General features: G+C 68.2%; 2 protein-coding genes and 4 tRNA genes. All 6 read right to left on the reverse strand.

Annotation, left to right across the window (positions count from 1 at the left end; genetic code table 11):
• Window positions 1-98 precede the first annotated feature (98 nt).
• Complete coding sequence (locus P3L51_RS34820; protein WP_354609373.1) at window positions 99-320, reverse strand: DUF6274 family protein; 222 nt, start codon at window positions 318-320, stop codon at window positions 99-101.
• Between the two features lie 268 nt (window positions 321-588).
• Window positions 589-663: transfer RNA gene (locus P3L51_RS34825), tRNA-Asp, on the reverse strand.
• Between the two features lie 101 nt (window positions 664-764).
• The gene (hrpA, locus tag P3L51_RS34830) at window positions 765-4,715 is read right to left on the reverse strand and encodes an ATP-dependent RNA helicase HrpA (RefSeq protein WP_354609374.1); all 3,951 of its coding nucleotides are present in this window, start codon (window positions 4,713-4,715) and stop codon (window positions 765-767) included.
• Window positions 4,716-4,829: 114 nt separating this feature from the next.
• Window positions 4,830-4,903: transfer RNA gene (locus P3L51_RS34835), tRNA-Phe, on the reverse strand.
• 22 nt (window positions 4,904-4,925) lie between these two features.
• Window positions 4,926-5,000, reverse strand: a tRNA-Asp gene (locus tag P3L51_RS34840).
• 38 nt (window positions 5,001-5,038) lie between these two features.
• A tRNA-Glu gene (locus P3L51_RS34845) sits at window positions 5,039-5,111 on the reverse strand.
• Between the last annotated feature and the right edge of the window lie 83 nt (window positions 5,112-5,194).

Consider the following 5,194-nt stretch of genomic DNA (forward strand, 5'->3'; position numbering starts at 1 on the left):
TCGTGGGTTGTATGTGGGGTGTAAGCGCAGCCCTTACGGAAATGTGAGCGGTGACACCCGTCACAGAGGCAACCTCTTGCCAACTCCCGGCATAGCGCCTAATGAGGGTCGCTGTCCGCTTCTGGTGTGCGGTTCGGGGCGGAGCTGTTGGTTGTCGTGCCCCCGGCGTCCGGGAGGGCGGGCGCGGGAGGCTCCATGACGAGCCGCTGGAGACGATGACAGACCGCGCAGTGCCGCGTGAGGTGTCGATAGCGCGTCGCGGCCGCCAGATGGGCGCGCAGGAGCGCGCGGGTCTCATGCTTCGCCACCGATGCCGCCATGCGCGCCACTCCCCCCGGAGGACGGGGCCCTGGGCTGCCAGGGAAGGACCCCTGTTGATGACTTACCCGCGCCACGGGAAGCCGTCAACCCAAGACGCGGCAACGGGGCCCGCATCCAGAGGACGCGGGCCCCGTTGCGTACAGAAGCGGTCCTGACGGGATCTGCTGCGTCCGATCGCGGCTCCGCCGCGGGCGCGGCCTCGGGCTGCCGGTCCGACACAGCAACGGAGCCCGCATCCGAGGGATGCGGGCTCCGTTGCGTGCGATGCGGTCCTGACGGGATTTGAACCCGCGGCCTCCACCTTGACAGGGTGGCGAGCACTCCAAGCTGCTCCACAGGACCAGAATTCGCAGCTCCGGTGCGATTTCCACCGGCGGCTGCGAAGTCAGACTGTACAGCAGCTCGAAGGGTGCGGTCGAACCGGATCCGCGCCCCGCCGGCGGCTACGGCACCGCCGCGTCGATCGCCTTCACGATCCGCTTGTCCGACACCGGCTGCGCCGTGCCCAGCGCGTGCGCGAAGTAGCTCACCCGCAGTTCCTCGATCATCCAGCGGATGTCCAGCACCTGCTGCGGCACCGGCCGCCCGCGCGGGAGCTGTTCGAGCAGCCACGCGTACTCGTCGCGCATCTCGTGGACCTTCTCCATGCGCGTGGTGTCGCGCTGGACGTTCGTCGGCATCTGCTGGAGCCTGCGGTCCGCCGCGACCAGATAGCGCATCAGGTCGGGCAGCCTGCGCAGTCCGGTACGGGTCACGAAGCCCGCCGGCATCAGCTCCGCCAGCTGGTCCTTCACGTCCTGGACGTTGTTGATCAGGACCAGGCTGTTCGTGGACTTCAGCCGCCGCTCGCACGCCTGCCAGGCCGCCAGGATCTGCTCGACGTTGCCGATGGTGCGCACGGTCACGTCGACCAGGTCGGCGCGGACCTTCTCGTACAGCTTGCGGTACGACTCCTCGTCCCACGCGGGCCCCCCGTGCTCGGCGATCAGCCGGTCCGCCGCCGCCGTCGCGCAGTCCTCGAACAGCCCCTGGATGGAGCCGTGCGGGTTACGGGACAGGGCCAGCTTCTGCTTGTTAGTGAGGGTGTCCGACGCGAACTTGGCCGGGTTGACCGGGATGTTGAGCAGGATCAGCCGCCGCGTCCCCTGCCACATGGCCTGCCGCTGCTCGGCCTCGGTGTCGTAGAGCCGTACGGCCACGGTCGCGCCCTGGTCGACCAGGGCCGGGTACGCCTTGACCGGCTGGCCGGCCCGCCGGGTCTCGAAGGTGCGCGAGAGCGTGCCGATCGTCCAGTCCGTGAGGCCCGAGCGTTCGACGGACTCGCCCGTCGGCCCCGCCACCGCCGCCGCGGCCTGCGAGAGCGCCTTGCGGGCCTTGGGCTTCAGCGCGATCCGCAGCGCCTCCAGGTCCTTGTCCTCGGCGATGTTGCGGCGCCGCTCGTCGACGATCCGGAAGGTGATCTTGAGGTGGTCCGGCACCCGCCCGGGATCGAAGTCGTCCGCCGTGACGGGCACCCCGACCATCCGCTGGAGCTCGCGCGCCAGCGTCACGGGAAGCGCCTCCTGAAGAGGCACCGCCCGCTCCAGGAACTTGGCCGCGTAGTTCGGCGCCGGGACGTAGTGGCGGCGGATCGGCTTCGGCAGCGAGCGGATCAGCTCCACCACCACCTGCTCGCGCAGTCCCGGGATCTGCCAGTCGAAGCCCTCGGAGGTGATCTGGTTGAGCACCTGGAGCGGTACGTGCACGGTCACGCCGTCCGCGTCGGCCCCCGGCTCGAACTGGTACGTCACCCGGAACTTGAGCCGGCCCTGCCGCCAGGAGTCCGGATAGTCGTCCTTCGTGACGGCGCCCGCCGCCTCGTTGATGAGCATCGAGCGCTCGAAGTCGAGGAGTTCGGGCTCCTCCGTGCGCCGGTGCTTCCACCACGAGTCGAAGTGGGCGCCGGAGACCACATGATCGGGCACCCGCTCGTCGTAGAAGTCGAACAGCGTCTCGTCGTCCACGAGGATGTCGCGGCGCCGAGCGCGGTGCTCCAACTCCTCGACCTCGCCCAGAAGTTTGCGATTGTCATGAAAAAACTGATGGTGCGTCCGCCAGTCGCCCTCGACGAGCGCGTTGCGGATGAACAGGTCGCGCGACGCCTCCGCGTCGATTCGGCCGAAGTTCACCTTGCGCCGCTCGACGATCGGTACGCCGTACAGCGTGACCTTCTCGTACGCCATCACGGCCGCCTGGTCCTTCTCCCAGTGCGGCTCGCTGTACGTGTGCTTGATCAGGTGCTGGGCCAGCGGCTCGATCCACTCGGGGTCGATCTTCGCGTTGACCCGCGCCCACAGCCGGGACGTCTCCACCAGCTCGGCGGACATGATGACGCGCGGCGGCTTCTTGAAGAGGGCCGAGCCGGGGAAGACCGCGAACTTCGCGTTGCGGGCACCCACGTACTCGTTCTTCGCGCCGTCCTTCACGTCCTTCAGGCCGATGTGCGACAGCAGACCGGCCAGCAACGAGATGTGCACGGACTGGTCGGGGGCCGGGGCGCTGTCGTCGTTCTCGTCGAACTTGATGCCCATCTGCTTCGCGACCGTGCGCAGTTGCGAGTAGATGTCCTGCCACTCGCGGATCCGCAGGAAGTTCAGATACTCCGACTTGCACATCCGGCGGAAGGCGGAGGAGCCGCGGGCCTTCTGCTGCTCGCGGACGTAGCGCCACAGATTCAGGAAGGCCAGGAAGTCGGAGGACTCGTCCCGGAAGCGGGCGTGCTGCTGGTCGGCCTGGGTCTGCTTCTCCGAGGGGCGTTCGCGCGGGTCCTGGATGGAGAGCGCGGAGGCGATCACCATCACCTCGCGTACGCAGCCGTTGCGCTCCGCCTCGATGACCATGCGCGCGAGGCGCGGGTCGACGGGCAGCTGCGAGAGCTTGCGGCCGAGTGGGGTGAGCTGCTTGCGCGGATCCTTCTGCGCGGCGTCGAACGCGCCCAGTTCCTGGAGGAGTTGGACACCGTCGCGGATGTTGCGGTGGTCCGGCGGGTCGATGAAGGGGAACTTCTCGATCTCGCCCAGGCCTGCCGACGTCATCTGGAGGATGACGGAGGCCAGATTCGTACGGAGGATCTCGGCGTCCGTGAACTCGGGCCGCGCCTCGAAGTCGTCCTCGGAGAACAGCCGGATACAGATGCCGTCCGACGTACGGCCGCAGCGGCCCTTGCGCTGGTTGGCGCTGGCCTGCGAGATCCGCTCGATCGGCAGGCGCTGGACCTTGGTGCGGTGGGAGTAGCGGGAGATACGGGCGGTGCCGGGGTCGATCACGTACTTGATGCCCGGCACGGTCAGCGACGTCTCCGCCACGTTCGTCGCCAGCACGATCCTGCGGGTCGCGCCGCCGCCGGGTCTCTGGAAGACCCGGTGCTGCTCGGCGTGCGAGAGGCGCGCGTAGAGGGGGAGCACCTCGGTGTGCCGGAGCTTGCGCTTGTCGAGCGCGTCGGCGGTGTCACGGATCTCGCGCTCACCGGAGAGGAAGACCAGGACATCGCCGGGGCCCTCCGACTGGAGTTCGTCCACGGCGTCGCAGATCGCGGTGATCTGGTCGCGGTCGCCCTCGTCGCCCTCCTCTTCGAGGAGGGGCCGGTAGCGGACCTCGACCGGGAACGTACGGCCGGAGACCTCCACGATCGGCGCGTCGCCGAAGTGGCGGGAGAAGCGCTCCGGGTCGATCGTCGCCGAGGTGATGACGAGCTTCAGATCGGGGCGCCTGGGGAGTAGCTGGGCGAGATAGCCGAGCAGGAAGTCGATGTTGAGGCTGCGCTCGTGGGCCTCGTCGATGATGATCGTGTCGTACGCGCGCAGATCGCGGTCCGACTGGATCTCGGCGAGCAGGATGCCGTCCGTCATGATCTTGACGAAGGTCGCGTCCTGGTTCACCTGGTCGGTGAAGCGGACCTTCCAGCCGACGGCCTCGCCGAGCGGGGTCTTCAACTCGTCGGCGACGCGCTCGGCGACCGTACGGGCGGCGATCCGGCGGGGCTGCGTATGCCCGATCATGCCCCGGACGCCCCGGCCCAGCTCCATGCACATCTTGGGGATCTGGGTGGTCTTTCCCGATCCGGTCTCACCGGCGACGATCACGACCTGGTGGTCGCGTATCGCCTCCAGGATCACGTCCTTCTTCTGGCTGACGGGCAGTTGCTCGGGGTACGTGATCGCCGGCATCCGGGCCGCGCGGGCGCGCACACGCTCGGCGGACCTGCCGGCCTGGACCGCGATCTCGTCGAGGACGGCCTGCCGGGCTTCGGGCTCGCGGATGCGCCGGACGCCTTCGAGGCGGCGGCCGAGGCGCTGCGAGTCACGCAGCGACACCTCGGCCAGCAGGGACTGAAGGTCGGCGAGGGAAGTAGACATACCGAGCCCAGGGTCTCACCCGGGCCGGGAGAGTGGCGAACCCATTTCGCGCGTGGGTACGCGTAAGCCCCTGCCGAAGCTCTCGACAGGGGCGTCCGTACGGAAGAAGAAGAGTGGCTGGGGCCGGGATCGAACCGGCGACCTATCGCTTTTCAGGCGATCGCTCGTACCAACTGAGCTACCCAGCCACGCGGCTCTCGCGAGCCACAGCGGTCCTGACGGGATTTGAACCCGCGGCCTCCACCTTGACAGGGTGGCGAGCACTCCAAGCTGCTCCACAGGACCTAGCAATGTGCGAGACGAGTCTCGCACACAGTGTTGCGTGCCCCCAACGGGATTCGAACCCGTGCTACCGCCTTGAAAGGGCGGCGTCCTGGGCCACTAGACGATGAGGGCTAAGGGCCCGCCTGGGCGCTTGTTAGCGCGTCGGGGACGTGAGAAGCATATGGGATGCGGGGAGCTATCGCCAAAACGGTTTA

The sequence above is a fragment of the Streptomyces panacea genome, from assembly GCF_040560175.1.
GTDB lineage: Bacteria > Actinomycetota > Actinomycetes > Streptomycetales > Streptomycetaceae > Streptomyces > Streptomyces panacea.

Bases quoted from the DNA above. Each gene is read 5' to 3' on its own strand.
- hrpA (WP_354609374.1), bottom strand. From the start codon at position 4,715: ATGTCTACTTCCCTCGCCGACCTTCAGTCCCTGCTGGCCGAGGTGTCG.
- P3L51_RS34820 (WP_354609373.1), bottom strand. From the start codon at position 320: ATGGCGGCATCGGTGGCGAAGCATGAGACCCGCGCGCTCCTGCGCGCC.